The sequence below is a fragment of the Micromonospora sp. WMMD1082 genome (assembly GCF_029626175.1).
Taxonomy (GTDB): domain Bacteria; phylum Actinomycetota; class Actinomycetes; order Mycobacteriales; family Micromonosporaceae; genus Micromonospora.
In genome coordinates, this window is record NZ_JARUBM010000002.1 from 3429809 (window position 1) to 3447001 (window position 17193).

Sequence of the window (17193 nt, forward strand, 5' to 3'; positions counted from 1 at the left end):
GCCGTGACCGACTGGGAGCCGGCCACCGAGGCCGAGGCGGCGCTGCGGGACGCGCTGCGCGGCAGCGACCAGCAGCTTTACTTCCGGATCCTCGCCAGCATCGAGCTGCTGCTGCCCGTCTCCGCGCAGGCGGCGGCGGGGCGGGCACCGGTCGGCTGGGGCACCTGGACCACCGGCGGTCGCACGCATGTGTTGGCATTCACCTCCGCCGAGGCGATGCGTGCCTGTCTCGGCGAGCACGCCGGGCCCAGCCGGCGCACCGGCTACGCGGAGCTGGCCGCGGGCTGGCCGAACCACGAGTGGTGGCTGGCGGTCAACCCGGGCCTGCCCGTCGAGGGCTACCTACCCGCCTGGTACGTCTCCCAACTGTCCCGTGGCGACGTCCGGCTACCGGGGCGCACCGCGGGCGCCCGCGCCCGGCTGGAACGCGTCGAGGCGTTGAACCGGTCGCGCGAGGTGGGCCTGGGCGTGCCGCCGCCCGCCGCGCCGACCCCGCCCGCCGCACCGCCGCCGGTTCCGCCCGTCCCGGCGGCCACCGTGGCGCCCGAGCCGAGACCGCCCGGTCTCCGTCCGGGCCGACCGGCCGCGCCCGCGCCGGCGCCACCGGTGGTGCCTGCTGCCTTCCATCTTCCCGAGGTGCCGGCGGTGACGCCGGGTGCGGTCGGCGGACCGCACCGGCAGCCGCCCCTCAGCCGGGCACCCGGTCACCCCGCCCCCGCGGTCCCGGACAGCGTGCCGAGCAGCGATGGGAGTCGGCCTGGCGCCGACGTCGGCCGGCCGGCCGGTCGTGGCGGTCTGCCGCCCCGGCGCCCGGTGCCGGGGCGAGGCGACGAACCACCCGCTCCCGGTCAGGGGTGGCCGATGACGCCGGAGCGGTCCCGTCCGCCCGCCAACGGTCGTCCCGCTGAATCCGGCGGCGAGCAGACGGGCCATCGGTCCTTCTTCGAACCGGCGGCCGGTCGGTCCGCCCGTGGTGCGGACCGTTCCGCCGAGCGGGCCGCGCCGCCGTCCCGGTTTCCGGGCGGTCAGCCGTTTCCCCGACGAGGGTCGGCGGGCGGGCCGGCGTCCGAGGGTCAGCCCCGCGCCTTCGTCTTCACCGAGAACGACCAGTCCACGGCCCGACCGGAGCCGGGTGCGGAGGCGCACCCGCCGCTGCCGCCACCCGACGGGTCGGCCCGGCCACTGCGGGTGAGCACTCCCGCCGGTTGGGCGGCGCCCGACGGCGGTAACCCCACGGCCGGGGGCGGCGAGGCGGCCCCGGGGCTGCCGGTTCGCCGGCCGACGGACGGTGCGGAGGAGGAACCGTCGCCGTCGGTGGCGGAAACACTCTCCGAACCTCCCACGCCGCGCCGTGGCTTCACGCCGATCGTCATCGAGGGCACCATCATCGAGGCCCGTGACCTCACCCTGGCCAACGGCGCCGCACAGCGCCCGCAGCAACCGGGCGGGGAGACGACGGCCCACGGGCCCGGCGGCACCGCCACGCGGGCGGGTGTACCTCCGCTGCATCCGGCGCCGGAGGGCACCGGGGCCGCCGCCGACCCGCGCGTCGAGCCGGCACCCGGGCCGACGTCGGAGCCGACGGTACGGATCCCGACGGCCGGATCCGCGCCCACGGCCGAGTCCGCACCGACCGTGGCGGCGCAGACGGCCGCGCCGTCGGTGGCAGCGCGGACGGCTGAGCCGTCGGTGGCAGCGCGGACGGCCCGAGCCGAGCCGACCGTCCCGTTCCCGACCGCGATACCTGAGCCCACCGTTCCGGTCGCGACCGCGGCACCGGAGCCGACGATCCCGCTCCGGGCCGCAGCGCCCGAGCCCACCGTCGCGGTCCGGACGGTGACGGCGGAACCGGCGACCGCCCCCGGCGCCCCCTCCGGCGTCCCGCCGGCCGGAACGGCCGAGGCAACCACGCCGACGGCACCTTCCGCGTCGGCCGAGCCAACCACGCCGACGGCAGCCCCCGCGCCGGCCGGGACGACCACGCCGCCCACCGCCGGGGCGCCGGAGGCTCCCCTGCCCTCGGCGCCGGTGTCGTCCGGGCGCGCGCCGTCCAGCGCGGCAACCGCCGCCCCGGCCGCCGCCCCGCCCTTCGAACCCGCCAACGGCGTGGAGGAGGACCTGCTCGGCGCGGCGGACGCCGGGAACACGGACACCTTCCTCTCCACGTTGCTGCTGGCCCGGGTCCTCATGCCGGTCGCGGCGGACTCCGCCCCGGGCAGCCGGCCCGGCGACCCGGGGTTCGTCTGGCCGACCGTCGACCTGGACGGCCAGACCTTCGTGGTGGTCTTCACCTCACCGCAGCGTCTCGCCGACCACACCGATCCGGCCGCCGAGACGGTTCAGGTCCGGTTCGTCCAGCTGATCCGCCGCTGGCCGGACACCTCGTGGTGGTTCGCCGTGAACCCCGGCACCCCCGTCGGGGCGAAGCTGCCCGGCGAGCAGATTGTCGGGCTGGCCAACTGGGCGGCCGAACTCGGCCTCGGCGACGAGACCGAGGGCGAACCCGAGCCGCCGGCCGAGGCGACCGCACCGGCGAGCAGCCCACGGAAGGCGGGACCGGCGGCCGACCCGGCGCGGCCGATCGTGATGCAGAAGGCGATCGCACCCAGCCAGCTCGGCTACTACCTGGAACGGGGCTACGACCGGGTCTCCGGGTTCGTCCACCGGGCCAGCGAGCTGGCGCATCTCACCACGCCGGCCACGCTGTACCAGGCGCTCGGCCTCAGCCACCCGCAGTCGCCCTTCGCACCGGACGCCGAGCAGATCTACGTGCTCAGGTGGCCGGCGTACCGGCCGAGCCTCTACCGGATCCCGTACGGGGGGCAGAGCGAGGCGGCCATGCGGGCCATGGAGGGCTGGGTCATCGAACGACCACCGTTCCGGGGCAACGGCTTCGCACCCGGGGAGAGCAGCGACGTGCTCGCCGAGTTCAAGGTGGACAGCGTCCGGCTGCCGCACGGCGCGCAACTGCTCTGCCTCGACGCGGCCGGCACCGAGCGACTGGTCGCCGTCCTCGACGCGGACACGCTCTCGTGGCGTGAGGTCGGTGAGCGATGATGCGGGACGGCTACGTGGCCCGCTGGCGTGGGCGGGAGTACCAGGCCAGCCCGGACGGCGGCGAGATCCGGCTCTACCAGCCGGAGGCGGGCGACGGCTTCGCCGAGGTGCGTCCCGGGCGGCACGTCCGGGTCGTCCCGGCCGCCGAGGTCGAGGAGCTGGCGTACGTGCGGACGACCTGCACCTGGAAGGGGCAGCCGTTCATCGTGCTGGCCGAGCACGAGGGATGGCTGCGGGTCGAGTACACCGGCGGGCGCTGGCCGGTCGCGCAGGCGATGCGGCTGGAGGCCTTCGACTTCGGCGTCTACCAGGGATGGGCACCCGCCGGCGAGGTCACCGACGTACGCGAGCAGCGGGTCTGAGGCCCACCCGACCGGTCACGACTTCGCCCAGCGGAGGATCTCGCCCAGCACCAGTTCCGGTGTCTCCAGGTGCGGGAAGTGCCCGACCCCGTCGAGCAGTCGCCACTCGTACGGTGCGCTGACGTAGCGGCCCGAGCCCTGGGCGGTACGCGGCAACGAGGCCAGGTCCAGCGCGCCGTGCAGCTGCAGGGTGGGCGCGGCCAGCGGGCGCTGCATCAACTTGACGAACCGGTAGCCATGCAGCCGCAGCACCGACCGGAACGCCCACCGGTAGCCCTCCAGCGCGCAGAACGCGGCCTGCGGGATCCGCATCGCCTCCCGATAGCGCCGGGCGTAGCCGGCAAAGTCCGAGCCGGAGACCCAGCGGTCACCGCCCCAGCGGCGCAGGATCTCCTCCACGGCCCGCCCGTCGTCGCGGGTGAGCAGATGCTCGTAGCGGGGCAGCTGGAACTTCAACGCGGGAGTCGACGCGGCGAACTGACCACGCGGATCGGCGAAGATGGCGGCGCGCAGCCGCAGCGGGTGCGGGGCGCCGAGCACCACCAGCCGGCGGACCAGGTTGGGGTGGAAGGACGCCACCGTCCAGGCGATCATCCCGCCGGCGCCGGTGCCGACCACCGTCGCCGAGCGCTCGCCCAGGGCACGGATCAGCCCGGCGACGTCGGCCGCGAGGGTGTAACCGTCGTACCCCCGAGGTGGTTTGTCGCTGGCGCCGTAGCCGCGCAGATCCATGGCGACGGCGCGGAAGCCTGCGTCGGCGACCGCGGGCAGCATCTGCTGCCAGGCCCACCAGTGCTCGGGGAAGCCGTGCAGGAAGAGCACCATCGGGCCGGTGCCCGCCTCGACGACGTGGAACCGGCTGCCGTTGGCGCCGACGAACCGGTGCGTCCACGGCCCCTCGGTGAGGACGCAGGACTCGTCGACGGCATCGCCACGCTGCTCGGTCATGACCGACAGCCTATGACCCCGGTGCCGGTCGCTCGGCGCGGCGCCGGTGAGCGGTCAACCGACCGGGCTGATCTTCAGGATGCTGCGCGGGATCCCCGGGCCGCAGTCCACGCCGTCCGGTGCGGGGCCGGTGGTCACCCGTACCCAGGTGCCGGTGGCGAAGGTGCCCTTGCCGGTGCCGTGCAGCGCGTACTCCCGGCCGTCGTCGGTGACCAGGGTGTAGCACGGGCCGCTGCCGCCGTGGCTGAGCCGGCCGGCCAGCACGTTGGCCCGGCGCAGCTCGGTCGGCTGGCTCGGTGGTGCCGTCGGGGTGCCGATCAGGGGCGGCTCGGTGGGTGAGCGCGTGGCACCGGTGCGCCCGTCGGGCGGCTGGCCGGTCGTGCCGCCGGTGGCGTCGCCGGTCGGGCCGGGGCCGGCGTTCTCCTCGGCCGGCGGGCTGCCCGCGCCGGTGGGGCTCTGCTCGGCGGTCACGGTGCCTCCGTTCGGGTCGCCGCACCCGGCCAGCACCAGCAGAGCGGCGAGGCAGGCCGTCGGCACGCGGGCGCGAAGGGTGGTGGGCACGACGGTACGACGTGCGCACCGTCGCGCCGGTTCCCCGTGGTGCGACGGTGATGCCCCGGGCAGATGAACTGCCCGGGGCATCACGTGGCTACCTCAGTGGGTCAGGAGAAACGGACCCTGGTGTAGATGCCGTCCTGCTCCAACACCCTGATCTTGGTGCCGGTGGCCGGGAGCTTGACGCCGTGGTTCGGCAGCTCCGCGTACCAGTACTGCTTGGTGTCGTCGAACAGTGGCTGCGCCGCCTGGCCGCGGATGTACTGCGGCTGGCTGTTGAGGTGCAGCGTGAACGAGTCCGCCTTCTTCAGGCTGAACGGCGCGTCGTAGACCTGGATCCGGGCCCGCCAGGGCTGCCCGGTCAGGTTGTAGATCGGCCGCGGGTGGGCATCGATGATCAGGTTCCGGCCCTCGCCCGGGTGCGCGAACGTGTCGTTGTCCGCCCACCGGGTGTTCCAGTACGAGATCAGCAGACCCTCCTGGTACGCGTAGTGGTCCACGTAGTCCGGCCTGGTGTTGGCGTACCCGAAGAAGTACGGGCCGGTCTTGAGGTACTTGTCGTAGGAGATGTACTGCCGGGTGCCCGCGATGTAGTAGTTCGCGAACTTCCGGGTATACGTCTCCTCGACCACCTCGAACCCGCCGGCCAGCGTCCACCCGGTCGCGCCGTCCTCGGCACCGTCGGTGAAGACCGTCTCGCCGTCGGCGGTCAGGGTGACCGCGTCACCGAAGAAGCCGCCCTCGGAGACGGCGCCGTCGGTCTGGTAGCGCAGGCGGAACCCGACGGTGTTGCCGACCACCGCGTCCAGCGGGATCTCGATGTCGACCCACTCGTCGTCCGAGCTGCCGTCCAGCGCGAACCGGCCGGGGGAGACCTCCTTCAACGGCTGACCGTCGACCGTGCCGGGCTGCGGCGTCCACGTCTGCCCGCCGTCGGTGGAGGTCTCGAAGAAGAGGTAGTCGTAGTCCTCCTCGATGCTGTAGCGGCCCTTCAGCGACAACGTGGCCGAGGAGTTCCCGGTCAGGTCGAACGTCCGGGTCAGGGTGCTGTTGAGGTCGTCACCGTTGCCGGAGAAGAACTGCTTGGTGCCCTCGTACGGCGTGCCGTTGTCGAAGGTGTACTCCCGCTCGGGCAGCACCACCACGGCGGCCTGGGCCTCGTTGGTGTTGTACTCCTGCGGGCCGAGGACCAGCGTCCGTTGCTGCCCGGCCACGATCACCTCGTAGTCGAGCCAGCCGAGCTGGAGCTTGTTCCAGGCGCCCAGGTCACCGCCGCGCTCGCCGATGCCGCCGTCGTTCTTGGCGCCGAGCCGGCTCTGCGCCATCAGCGTCCAGTGCTCGTTGTTGTTGTCGCCGCCACTGAGGACGTTGTAGTCGTCCGGCAGGCCGAGGTCGTGGGCGTACTCGTGGTAGAAGACGCTGCGACCGCCGTTCTCCGGCTGGATGGTGTAGTCGCCGATCCAGATGCCGGTGTCGCCGATCTGGGTGCCGCCGGCCAGGAAGTTCGGCGGGCCGGTGCGGCCCTGGTCGGACGCGTACGCGTACCAGCGGTGGCTCCAGATGGCGTCCTCGCCGTAGATCGGGTCGCCGTCGGCCATGTCGCCACCGGCGTGCACGATCTGGAAGTGGTCGATGTAGCCGTCGGGCTCGTTGAAGTTGCCGTCACCGTCGTGGTCGTAGCGGTCCCACTGGTCCATCGCCCGGACGTCGGCGGCGATCTCCTCGTCGGACCGGCCGGCGGCCTTCTGGTCGGCCACCCACTGGTTGGCCGCGTCGCGCACCAACGCCCAGACGTTGGAGCAGACGATCGAGCCGCACGGGTAGCCGCTGGAGCGGCCGTAGCGGGCCTGGTTGTAGTTCACCTTGACCCAGTCGGTGACCACGCCGTCGACGCTGTAGCGGCCCGAGGACTGGGCCTCGTAGTACTGCTTCACCGACTCGTCACCGGGGCCGGTGCCGAAGTAGAGCTGCCGGAAGTGGTCGGCGTCGTAGTCCGGCTGCCAGACGGTGGAGTTGTCCACCGCGCGGTCCGGCTCGGGGATCTCGTTGTGCAGCGGCCCGTCGAACCGGATCGGGCCGGCAGTGTCCGGGTCGGTGTCCTGGTCGGGGTAGTCCGGGTGCCGCTCGTTGCCGAACTCCGCGAGGATCACGAAGATCCGGTCGGTCTTCTCCCGGGACAGCTCGACGTACTGCTTCTCAGTCGGTCCCTTGCCGCGCTTGGTGGTCTTGGCGTCGCGGCCGGCCTTACCGCCACGGATGGCCCGGTCGCCGACCTTGACCACCGTGCTGCCGTTGATCCGCTCCGCGGTGGCCCGGCCCGAGAGCACCTCGCTCAGGCCCTCCTGACGCAGGGCGCGACGCTTCTCCTCCAGTGGGTTCGGCAGGTCGTGTTCGGCGTGGGCGGGCTCCGCGGCCGACTGGGCGGCCGCCGGGGTCTCCGTCGACGGCGCGGCGGTGGCGGATGCGCCGACCGTCAGCCCTGTCGCCGTCAACGAGAGCCCGAGCAGACCCACTGCGACTTTCCGCACGTGGTACCTCCGGATTGAGGGAACCGGCCCGTCGGGGGTTGTGGGCCGGAGAAAACGGCCCCCGTGAATGGGGCCAATGGTGAACTTAGGCACTGCTGGGGCTGGTGGGAAGAGTTCCACGCCGATTTGTTGCAGATAATTGTTGGGAGGCGTTTTCACTGTCACACGTCGGCCGCTCGCCGAGCCCCGCCGACACGACGATGGGTGGCGGTCCGCGCCGGACCACCACCCATCGAGTCGTACGCCTGCCGTCAGTCCTCGTCGGACTTGCTCCCGCTCATGCCGGAGGCGATCAGGTCCATCACGGACGAGTCCTGCAGCGTCGTCACGTCGCCCAGCGAGCGGTGCTCCGCCACGTCCCGCAGCAGCCGGCGCATGATCTTGCCGGACCGGGTCTTCGGCAGCTCCGGCACCAGCATGATCTGCCGGGGCTTGGCGATCGGGCCGAGCGTCTTCGCCACGTGGTTGCGCAGGTCGGCGATGAGCTGCTCGCCCGCCTCGCCGCCGGTCTCGGTGCTGCCGCGGGGAATGGCGAACGCGACGATCGCCTGCCCGGTGGTCGGGTCGGTGGCGCCGACCACCGCCGCCTCCGCCACCGCCGGATGCGACACCAGCGCCGACTCCACCTCCGTGGTCGAGATGTTGTGCCCGGACACCAGCATCACGTCGTCGACGCGGCCGAGCAGCCAGATGTGCCCGTCGTCGTCCTTCTTCGCGCCGTCACCGGCGAAGTAGATCCACGGGCCGTCGGGATCGCCACCCGCGCCCGCGCCAAACCGCGACCAGTACGTCTCGATGAACCGGTTGTCGTCGCCCCAGATGGTGCGCAGCATCGACGGCCACGGCTCACGCAGGACGAGGTAACCACCGCCGCCGTTGGGCACGGACTGGCCCTGGTCGTCCACCACGTCGGCGACGACGCCCGGCAGCGCGGTCATCGCCGAGCCCGGCTTGGCGGCCGTCACGCCGGGCAGCGGCGAGATCATCATGGCGCCGGTCTCGGTCTGCCACCAGGTGTCCACGACGGGCAGTTCGCCCCGCCCGACGTACTGCCTGTACCACATCCACGCCTCGGGGTTGATCGGCTCGCCGACGCTGCCGAGCAGCCGCAGCGACGACAGGTCATACCCGGCCGGGATGTCCTCGCCCCACTTCATCATGGTGCGGATCAGCGTCGGCGCGGTGTAAAGGATCGTGACCCGGTACTTGTCGACGATCTCCCAGAACCGTCCCTTGTGCGGGGTGTCCGGGGTGCCCTCGTACATCACCTGGCTCACGCCGTTGGAGAGTGGGCCGTACACGATGTAGGAGTGACCGGTCACCCAGCCGATGTCCGCCGTGCACCAGTAGACGTCGGACTCCGGCTTCAGGTCGAAGACCGCGTGCGAGGTGTACGACGCCTGGGTCAGGTAGCCGCCGGTGGTGTGCAGGATGCCCTTCGGGCGGGCGGTGGTGCCGCTGGTGTAGAGGATGAACAGCGGGTGCTCGGCGTCGAACGGCTGCGCCTGGTGTTCGGTGGACGCCTGCTCCACCGTCTCGTGCCACCAGTGGTCCTTGGCCGACCAGGCCACCTCCTCGCCGGTGCGGCGGACCACCAGGACGTGCTCGACCGACGGGCAGTTCGCCACCGCCTCGTCCACGGTCGGCTTGAGCGCCGACGGCTTGCCGCGCCGGTAGCCGCCGTCGGCGGTGATCACGACCTTGGCCGTGGCGTCCTGGATCCGGTTGGTCAGCGACTCGGCGGAGAAGCCGCCGAAGACCACGCTGTGGGTGGCGCCGATGCGGGCGCAGGCCAGCATCGCGACCGCCGCCTCCGGGACCATCGGCAGGTAGATCGCCACCCGGTCACCGGCGGTCACCCCGAGATCGGTGAGCGCGTTCGCCGCCTGGCTGGTCATCTTCTGCAGCTCGGCGTAGGTGATGGTGCGGGTGTCGCCGGGCTCGCCCTCCCAGTGGATCGCCACCTTGTCGCCCCGGCCGGCCTCGACGTGCCGGTCGAGACAGTTGTACGCCACGTTCAGCTGCCCACCGACGAACCACTTGGCGAACGGCGGCGTGGACCAGTCCAGCACCTGGTCCCACGGCTTAGCCCAGCTCAGCCGCGCGGCCTGGCGCTCCCAGAAGGCGAGCCGGTCGGCCTCGGCCTCGGCGTACGCCTCGGCGGTGACGTTGGCGTCAGCGGCGAGTTCGGCCGGCGGCGGGAACTGACGCGTCTCATTCAGCAGATTGGCCAACGCCTCACTCATGCCGACACTCCGCTCCGCTTCGTGCCGTCATGAGGCACCGGCGCGCCGGGTTGATGATTCGCTCGCTGCCGGTCGCTCATGCCGTGACTCCTCGTCGCTCGGGGTGACCTGCGTCTCTCCGGGCAGGTTAGTCCGGGCGGACGACCGAGGCGACCGATCCCCCGCGCCCCCGTCGCCCAACGGCCCGTATCACGCGCCGAGGTGCACGGACGGGCCTTGCCGACCCAGGGGTGGGCGTCGCCCGGTGGCGCGCGTCGCGTTGCCGGCGACTCGTGCCCGGCGTGGCACGCCGGGTCGCTAGCGTGACGGGGTGACCGCCGACCCGCTCGCGCCGCTGCTCGCGCTCGCCGACGTCGCCGACGCCGTCGAGCGGGCCCGTACCCGCTTCGACCAGGCGCTCGGCCACCGTGCCCTGCGCCGCCACGGTGGTCAGGTGGCGGCCGAGGTGAGCCTGCGGTCCGCGGTGGCCAGCGCCGCGCTGGAGGGCCGGGCCCACGAGCGGGAGGCGGTCCGCGCCGGAACCGTCACCGAACCGGTGCTCCAGGGCGCACTGCGGGTGGCCGGAGCGCTGCCCGGGCTGAGCGAACTCTGGCCCAGGGCGCCCCGGCAGGCGCTGGCGAAGCTGCACGTGCTCGCCGCCCGCAAGATGGTCCCCGAGGCGGAACTGGGTCGACCAATCGACGACCCGGTGGTCGCCACCCGGCTGGACGGCCTGGCCGGGCTGGCGGCCGGCGGCACCAAGGTCCCCCCGCTGGTGCTGGCCGCCGTCGTACACGGGGAACTGCTGAACCTGCGGCCCTTCGCCGGCCCGTCCGGCGTGGTGGCCCGGGGCGCGGCCCGTCTCGTGCTGCTCTCCAGCGGGTTCGACCCGCGCGGCCTGCTCGCGGTCAACGTCGGCCACCGCGAGCGCGAACCCGAGTACGTCGGGGCGGCCGGCGCCTTCGCCACCGGCACCCCCGACGGGCTGCGGTCCTGGCTCCGCCACTACATGTCGGCCGTCGAGGTGGGCGCCGACCAGCTCACCGCGATCGGCGACGAGATGCTGGCCGCCTGAATCTCTCCCCACCCGGGCCGGCAGCGGCCCGGCGGCCGCGGGTGCGCCGTTGGGTGCGGCGTCGTCGAGGATGCCGGCGGGGTGCGGGTTCAGGCCGGGGAGGCGCCGGCCCGGGTGCGGCGGTGCCGGCCGTACCAGGCGATGCCGATCGCCACGCCGACACCCACGCCGAGCGCGGCCGCGGCGACCGGCACGGCCGGCCGCTCCCGCAGCCGCCGGCCCAGCGGGATCGGATGCCGGAACTCCAGCACCGGCCAGGCGTTCTCGACGGCCAGCCGGCGCAACTGCCGGTCCGGATTGACCGCCGTCGGGTGACCGACGCATTCCAGCAGAGGCCGATCGCTGTACGAGTCGGAGTAGGCGTACGAGTCGGTGAGGTCGTAGCCGCGCTCGGTGGCGAGTTCGCTGACCGCCTCGACCTTGCTCGGGCCGGCGGCGTAGAACTCCACCTCGCCGCTGTACCGGCCGTCCACCACACCCATCCGAGTGGCGATCACGTCGGTGACCCCGAGCAGCACGCCGATGGGACGCACCATCTCCTCACCCGAGGCGGAGACCAGGACCACGTCCCGGCCGGCGGCCTGGTGCTCCTCGATCAGGGCGGCCGCCTCGGCGTACACGTAAGGGTTGATCAGCTCGTGCAGCGTCTCCGCGACGATCTGGCGGACCTGTTCCACCGGCCACCCCTTGCAGAGAGTGGCGAGGTAGTCGCGGGTCCGAGCCATGGTCTGCTCGTCGGTGCCGCCCAGCCGGAACATCAGCTGCGCGTACGCCGACTTGACCACGTCACGCCGGGTGATCAGGCCGTCCCGGTAGAACGGCCTGCCGAACGCCAGAGCGCTCGACTTGGCGATGACGGTCTTGTCCAGATCGAAGAAAGCGGCACTTCGGCCCACGGCGCGAAAGTCTAGCTCGATGGTCTATCGTCGGCGGGTGCCCGGGGGCCGAAGAGCGCTCGGACCTGCGGATCGGCCTCCCGGCGTCTGCGAACAGTGACCGCCGTCACACTCTGCGAACAGGATTTCGCAGGGAGTGGAGGCCGCACCACTCGACGTACACAGTCCGCTCAGGCAGACTTGTTTCACAGCACGAGCATTCATATCCCGGACAACCGGCAGACCCTCGGCGGTTGCACCCCCCGTGACCGCTGAGCAGGTTCGGCTCGACCCCCCCGGAGCCGAACCTCCGACGACCCCCGTCTCCCCCCGACGGGGGTCGTCCCTTTGCGCCGTCGATGCTTCGCGTGTGATCTCGGCTCAGCCGTACACCGGGCTAACGGATCACGGCGCGGGCTGGGGTGCGGGTCGGCTCGAAGCAGGCCAGGGCGCGACCCCGGCGGTCGGTCACCACCCAGGGGTGGCCGACGTACGTGTGCTGTCGGTACGACGCGGACGGTTGCAGCACCGCATAGTGCCGCCGCCGACCCTGGTGGTCCAGCCAGTACAGGATCAGTGGTCGTGAGCTGAGGTTGACGAACTCGACGCTGGTCTCGGCGCCGCCGCTGACCGAGCGCAGCCCGCGCTCTCGTGACGCCGGCAGCGGCCTCAGCTCCTGCGGCTCGGGCGGGCGGGTGGTCGGGGGCGGGTTCGTCGGTCGACTCGTCGGCGACGGACTTGCCGGCTGGCTGGTTGGTGAACTTGGGCGGGCCGGTGGGGTGCCCGGATCGCGCGTAGTGCCGGCCCGGGTGGGCGATGGGCTCGGTGCCGACGTCTGGCTGGGCTGCACCGGGCGGGAGGAGGAGACGCCCGCGACGGACGACGAGGCCGCCGGGGCGGACGGCGACAGCGGTTCGGTGGACGCGGTCGCATCCGTCGTGACCGGCGGCGGAGCGACCCAGCTGAACGGTACGTCGGGGCCGGTGGCCGGCGGCGGTTCGGTCGTTGGCCAGAGCACGGTGAGCATGACGCCGAGCACGGCGGCGGCGAGGCCCGTCAGCACGAGCCGGTGTGACCTGCCGCCGCGGGCGTACGCGGGCACGAGGAAGACAGCGTCGGGTGGGGGTGCCGTTGACGGCTCGCTGCTGCGGACGTCCGGTAGCGGCGGGAGCGCGGGCGGAACCGGACGCGCGGGGAGGGCCGGCGGTGCCGGCCGCGTCTGTGCTCCCGGCGGTGCCGAGCCTTCCGGCGGTGCTGGCGCTTCCCGTTCTGTCGGCGGTATGGCGCGGGAACGCGGGTCGAACAGCCAGGGGCCGACCCGGAGCCTCGGCTCGACGCGGGTGTGTTCGTGATCCGGTGGCTGCTTCATGACCTCGTTCCGGCGAGGAACGCCGTTCCGTCGACGGCACAGGACGTCGATTATGCGTGGTGCGCGTCACGTCCCGCCATGGTCGCTGGGGGTGGAAATGGGCGCGGTGCGCGGCCGGCGCACATAGCAGATCAACGGCGGTTGCGGGCGTTGTCCACAGGGGACCTGGTTGTCCACAGGCCGGCCGGTTGGGGCGGCGTTCGGGGTGGTGGCGGGGGCAGGGTTCGACCCAGCGAACCCGCGCCGACCGTTGGAGGCCGCGATGCCACCCCGTACCGCCGTCCCGCCGCACCGGCGCCTGCCGCTGGTCGTCACCTCCGACGGTGACCTGCTCGACGACCTGCTCCGGCTCGCCGCCGCCGGCGGGGTCGAGGTGGAGGTCGCCGCCGATCCGGCCACCGCCCGCACCCGCTGGCGGCCCGCCCCGCTGGTCTTCGTCGGCAGTGACCAGGCGCAACCCTGTCTACGGGCGCGGTTGCCCCGGCGTTCCGGGCTGATCCTGGTGGGCCGGGCCGGCGACGTCGAGTCCGGCTGGCAGGTGGCCGATCTGCTCGGCGCCGAACACGTCGCGGTGTTGCCGGCGGCCGAGCCGTGGCTTGTCGACCGGTTCGCCGAGTGTGGGTCCGAAGGCCCGGCCACGGCCGGGACACGGCTGGTCGCCGTGGTCGGCGGCCGGGGCGGCGCCGGTGCCAGCATCCTGGCCGGCGGGATCGCCGTCACCGCCGCCCGGGCGCGGCTGCGGACCCTGCTGCTCGATGCCGATCCGCTCGGCGGCGGTCTCGACCTGGTGCTCGGCTGGGAGCAGATGGAAGGGCTGCGCTGGCCGGCACTGACGGGTGCCGACGGGCGGGTCGACGCCCCTGCCCTGGTGCGGGCGCTGCCCAGCCGGGGTGATCTGGTGGTGCTCTCCTGGGATCGTGGTGACCTGATCGCCGTACCGGCCGAGGCGATGGCGGCCACGCTGGACGCCGCCCGCCGGGGTCGGGACTTCGTGGTCGTGGATCTGCCCCGCCAACTCGACGACGCGGCCGTGACTGCCCTCCAGGCGGCCGATCGGGTGTTCGTGGTGGTGCCGGCGGAACTGCGGGCGACCGCCGCGGCGGCCCGGGTGGTCGCGGCGGCGGCCCCACACTGTCAAGACCTGTCGGTCATCGTCCGAGGCCCCGCTCCCGGTCGGTTGCGCGCAGCCGAGGTGGCCAGAGCACTCGGCCTGCCGCTGGCCGGCACCCTGCGGCCCGAGCCCGGCCTCTGCCGAGGGCTTGAGCGGGGCGAGGCTCCGGCGGCCGGTGGCCGTGGTCCGCTGGCGGAGCTCTGCCAGCGGATCGTCACCGAGCTCACCGGCCGGTCCGCGGCAGGTGCGGCATGACCGGGGAGAACCTGGCGGCCCGCGTGCGGCAGCGGATCGCCGCCGCCACCACGCCGGTCACCCCGGCCGCGATCGTCTCCGCGGTACGCGCCGAACCCGACGCCGCCGTGCTCGGCGACAACGCTCTGCTGCGGATTGCCGACCGGGTGCGGGAGGACCTGGTGGGTGCCGGTCCGCTCGCTCCCCTGCTGGCCGACCCAGAGGTGACGGACGTCCTGGTCAACGGGGCGCGCGTGTGGGTCGACCGGGGGCAGGGGCTGCACCAGGTCGCGGTGCCGGTGGGCACCGCCGACGACGTGCGGAGACTCGCGCAGCGGCTCGCCGCCGGTGCCGGCCGTCGGCTGGACGACGGTTCGCCGTGCGTGGACGCACGGCTGTCAGACGGTACGCGGCTGCACGCGGTGCTGCCGCCGGTGGCGACCGACGGACCGTATCTGTCGCTGCGTACCTTCCGGCAGCGGCCGTTCACCCTGGACGAACTGGTGACTCAGGGTGCGGTGGCGCGGCCGGTGGCGCCGGTGCTCGCCGCGGTGGTCGAGGCCCGGCTCGCCTACCTGGTGATCGGCGGCACCGGCTCGGGCAAGACGACCCTGTTGAACACGCTGCTCGGCCTGGTGCCGTCCACCGAGCGGATCGTGCTGGTCGAGGATGCCGCCGAGCTGCGGCCGGTGCATCCGCACGTGGTGGGCCTGCAGGCGCGTACGGCCAATGTGGAGGGATCGGGTGCGGTCGGCCTGAGCGAGCTGGTCCGGCAGGCGTTGCGGATGCGGCCGGATCGGCTGGTGGTCGGCGAGTGCCGGGGTGGGGAGGTGGTCGATCTCCTCGCCGCTCTCAACACGGGTCACGACGGTGGGGCGGGGACGCTGCACGCCAACGCCCCGTCGGACGTACCGGCCCGGCTGGAGGCGCTCGGTCTGCTCGGCGGGCTGCCGCGCCTGGCGCTGCACGCCCAGGTTGCCGCGGCGCTCCAGGTGGTGCTGCAGATCCGCCGTACGCCCCAGGGGCGCATGCTGGAGTCGATCTGCCTGCTGCTGCCGGAGGGGTCCGATCGCCTGGTCACCGCGGTTCCCGCGTGGATCCGGGATCGAGGGCTCGGCCTGGCGGCCCGCGCACTCGGCACCCTGATCCGCAGCCGCGACGTGCCCGTGCCACCGATCCTGTGCGAGCCCTGGCCCGGATCGGCAGCGCCGTCATGAGCGACCGTCGGCGAGCGAATCATCAATACAGCGTGGTGGTGCCTCAGGGCGGCACGGAGCGTAGCGGAGTGCCGTCATGAGCGAGCGTGGCGAGCGAATCATCAGGTTCGGTGCGGTGGTGCCTCAGGGCGGCACGGAGCGTAGCGGAGTGCCGTCATGAGCGACGCGTGGTGGCTGGCGATGACACTGCTGGTGCTGGCGGGCGTGGTAGTTCGCCCGATTCGCACCCGGCTTGTTCCGCGCCGGGGGACATCCGGCCGGGCGGAGGCCGACGATCCACTGGTCGCCTGGGTCGTCGCACTACGTGAGGCGGGGAACCGGGCCGACGGCGAGGACCGGAGTGACGCGCGCCGGAACGGACGGACCTCGACCGGTGTGGGGTGGCCGGCGGTGACCGCAGCATCCGTTCCGATCGGAACCGGGTCGGTCGGGGCTACTGGGTCGGCCGGAGTGGCCAGTGGGTCAGCCGGAGCGGCCAGGCACACCGGGCCGGTCGGGGGCGGTGGGTCTGCTTGCACGGTGCGTCATCCGGTGGGGCCGGCGGTGTCCACCCCGCTGACCGCACCCGTGGCGTCCCGCCCGCCGGGAAGGCGCGGGAGCCGTCGCCCGCTCGGGCCCGCCACCGCACCCGGCGGAGTCGTGTCGACGGCGGCGCCCGCCGTCCTGGTGCCGGTCGCCCGCGTAACGGGCGAAACGGAGCCGAGGGCGACCGAGGATAGGGCGGCACCGAGCCCAGCGGAGAACGGCCACGGCACCCGACCGGATCGTCGCCCCCTGCCCACGAGTCAGGCAGGGAGGTGGGCGGCGAGACAACGGCGGACGCTGCTGTTGACGATCGTGCTCGGCGCGGGGATCGGCGGGCTCTTCGCCGGTCCGGTGGCGGCGGCGGCCCTGGCCGGGTACGGCGCGCTGGGCGCGCGGGCGTTACTCCGTCGCGCTACGGCGGGTCGGGCGGCCCGGGACCGCCGGGAGCGGCTGGACCAGCTGTGCGCTCTCGCCGCGGATCTCCGGGCCGGCCTGCCGGTGGCGGTGGCCGCGCAGGTGCTGAGCAGCCCGGCCGCCCGGATCGCCCCCGAGCTGGGGTGGCGAGTCCCGATCGGCGAGGCCGCCGCGGAAACCGACCGGCCTGGCGGCGCCGACCAGGAGGGTATGGGCGGGATGTCACCCGGTGATGCGTCCCGGCCGGACCGCCCCGGGCGGCTGGCCCACGCCGCGATACGGCTCGCCGATCGTACGGGAGCTCCGCTGGCGGAACTGGTCGAGCGGATAGAGGCCGACGCCCGATCGACGGACCGAGGGCTGGCCGCAGCCGCCGCCCAGGCGGCCGGGGCACGGGCCACCGCCTGGCTGCTGGCCGCCCTACCGCTGGGCGGTATCGGTCTCGGCTATGGCATCGGGGTCGATCCCCTCCAGGTCCTGCTCTACACCCCGATCGGAGGCGGCTGCGCGATCGTTGCCGTGGGCCTCCAGGTAATCGGGTTGCTCTGGGCGGACCGTCTCGCGGTCAGCCCGAGCGGGGGCAGCTGATGTCCGGCATGACCCTGATCGTGGGCTGCCTGGCCGCCATCACCCTGATCGCCGTGGTCGTTGTCGGCCGGTACCGCCCCCGTCGTCGACTGCGACGGCTGGCCGGCGGG

At 73.3% G+C, this 17193-nt stretch carries 12 protein-coding genes; 6 read left to right on the plus strand and 6 right to left on the minus strand.

Translation table 11 applies throughout. The annotated features are described in order from the left end of the window. Positions 1 to 3: 3 nt before the first annotated feature. Together O7615_RS15845 and O7615_RS15850 are read left to right on the plus strand one after the other, a co-directional pair. Complete coding sequence (locus tag O7615_RS15845) at positions 4 to 3057, plus strand: SseB family protein (RefSeq protein WP_278178397.1); 3054 nt, start codon at positions 4 to 6, stop codon at positions 3055 to 3057. Then, positions 3054 to 3419, plus strand: a complete 366-nt coding sequence (locus O7615_RS15850) for a hypothetical protein (protein ID WP_278178398.1) — start codon at positions 3054 to 3056, stop codon at positions 3417 to 3419. Before O7615_RS15845 ends, O7615_RS15850 begins: the two co-directional genes overlap by 4 nt. A 15-nt stretch (positions 3420 to 3434) precedes the next feature. Here the strand turns inward: O7615_RS15850 and O7615_RS15855 are convergent, their stop codons facing one another. From O7615_RS15855 to acs, 4 genes are all read right to left on the minus strand, one after another. Beyond that, the gene (locus O7615_RS15855; protein ID WP_278178399.1) at positions 3435 to 4367 is read right to left on the minus strand and encodes an alpha/beta hydrolase; all 933 of its coding nucleotides are present in this window, start codon (positions 4365 to 4367) and stop codon (positions 3435 to 3437) included. A gap of 54 nt (positions 4368 to 4421) precedes the next feature. Continuing rightward, positions 4422 to 4928, minus strand: a complete 507-nt coding sequence (locus tag O7615_RS15860; RefSeq protein WP_278178400.1) for a DUF5818 domain-containing protein — start codon at positions 4926 to 4928, stop codon at positions 4422 to 4424. A 101-nt stretch (positions 4929 to 5029) separates the two neighbouring features. After that, positions 5030 to 7435 carry an immune inhibitor A domain-containing protein gene (locus O7615_RS15865; RefSeq protein WP_278182116.1) on the minus strand — a complete coding sequence of 802 codons (2406 nt, stop codon included), beginning with the start codon at positions 7433 to 7435 and terminating at the stop codon, positions 5030 to 5032. A 266-nt stretch (positions 7436 to 7701) separates the two neighbouring features. Continuing rightward, complete coding sequence (gene acs, locus O7615_RS15870) at positions 7702 to 9696, minus strand: acetate--CoA ligase (RefSeq protein ID WP_278178401.1); 1995 nt, start codon at positions 9694 to 9696, stop codon at positions 7702 to 7704. Between the two features lie 310 nt (positions 9697 to 10006). Here acs and O7615_RS15875 point away from each other — a divergent pair, with 310 nt between their 5' ends. Further along, entirely contained in the window at positions 10007 to 10750 is a 744-nt protein-coding gene (locus tag O7615_RS15875; protein WP_278178402.1) for an oxidoreductase, read from the plus strand. A gap of 89 nt (positions 10751 to 10839) precedes the next feature. Here O7615_RS15875 and O7615_RS15880 read toward each other — a convergent pair whose 3' ends face one another. Both O7615_RS15880 and O7615_RS15885 read right to left on the minus strand, forming a co-directional pair. Further along, a complete protein-coding gene (locus O7615_RS15880) occupies positions 10840 to 11646 on the minus strand; it encodes an HAD-IB family hydrolase (RefSeq protein WP_278178403.1) in 807 nt (268 codons plus the stop codon). A 376-nt stretch (positions 11647 to 12022) separates the two neighbouring features. Further along, a complete protein-coding gene (locus tag O7615_RS15885; RefSeq protein WP_278178404.1) occupies positions 12023 to 12727 on the minus strand; it encodes a hypothetical protein in 705 nt (234 codons plus the stop codon). A 529-nt stretch (positions 12728 to 13256) separates the two neighbouring features. On the opposite strand from O7615_RS15885, the gene ssd reads away from it, so the two are divergent. The 3 genes from ssd to O7615_RS15900 all read left to right on the plus strand — a co-directional run bounded on the left by ssd (position 13257) and on the right by O7615_RS15900 (position 17083). Then, entirely contained in the window at positions 13257 to 14360 is a 1104-nt protein-coding gene (ssd, locus tag O7615_RS15890) for a septum site-determining protein Ssd (RefSeq protein WP_278178405.1), read from the plus strand. Next, complete coding sequence (locus O7615_RS15895; protein ID WP_278178406.1) at positions 14357 to 15556, plus strand: TadA family conjugal transfer-associated ATPase; 1200 nt, start codon at positions 14357 to 14359, stop codon at positions 15554 to 15556. The genes ssd and O7615_RS15895 overlap by 4 nt, the downstream gene beginning before the upstream one ends. A 519-nt stretch (positions 15557 to 16075) precedes the next feature. Beyond that, entirely contained in the window at positions 16076 to 17083 is a 1008-nt protein-coding gene (locus O7615_RS15900) for a hypothetical protein (RefSeq protein ID WP_278178407.1), read from the plus strand. Positions 17084 to 17193: the final 110 nt, after the last annotated feature.

Excerpts from the sequence above, each read along its gene's own strand:
- O7615_RS15850 (WP_278178398.1), top strand. The coding sequence starts at position 3,054 with ATGATGCGGGACGGCTACGTGGCCCGCTGGCGTGGGCGGGAGTACCAG.
- O7615_RS15855 (WP_278178399.1), bottom strand. The coding sequence starts at position 4,367 with ATGACCGAGCAGCGTGGCGATGCCGTCGACGAGTCCTGCGTCCTCACC.
- acs (WP_278178401.1), bottom strand. The coding sequence starts at position 9,696 with ATGAGTGAGGCGTTGGCCAATCTGCTGAATGAGACGCGTCAGTTCCCG.
- ssd (WP_278178405.1), top strand. The coding sequence starts at position 13,257 with ATGCCACCCCGTACCGCCGTCCCGCCGCACCGGCGCCTGCCGCTGGTC.
- O7615_RS15895 (WP_278178406.1), top strand. The coding sequence starts at position 14,357 with ATGACCGGGGAGAACCTGGCGGCCCGCGTGCGGCAGCGGATCGCCGCC.